Source organism: Pedococcus sp. P1_H8, from assembly GCF_056405175.1.
Window position 1 is genome coordinate 1 of sequence record NZ_JBFUCP010000394.1, and the last position, 385, is coordinate 385.

Consider the following 385-nt stretch of genomic DNA (forward strand, 5'->3'; position numbering starts at 1 on the left):
ACCCTGCGATCGTGAAGGATTCGTGCCGACTTTCGCCGACGATTCGTTTCAGGACCCGCTGTGCTCCACGACACATCGCGGCGTGAGGTGTGCGACGGTGGACCCATGATCGAGGCCATCGAGAACCTGCCCGACGGCACCCTGGGATTTCGGGCGACCGGCACCGTGACCGCGCAGGACTACCGCGACGTCCTCGACCCGGCGATCGACGCGAAGATCGCCGCCGACGAGAAGGTCAATCTCGTCTACGTCCTCGGCGACGACCTGAGTCGCTACACCGCGGGCGCACTCTGGCAGGACGCCGAACTCGAGAGCCGCCCCCGGCGCAGCTGGGGCCGCATCGGACTGGTCACCGATCACGAGTGGATCGGCAAGGCGATTCACC

Annotated in this window: 1 protein-coding gene; it reads left to right on the forward strand. The window is 66.5% G+C overall.

Features of this window, described 5'->3' with window-relative positions; translation table 11 throughout:
• Nucleotides 1-105: 105 nt before the first annotated feature.
• Nucleotides 106-385 (forward strand): SpoIIAA family protein (locus tag AC1DYG_RS20515; RefSeq protein ID WP_477641674.1); only part of this gene is annotated, 280 nt, incomplete at its 3' end.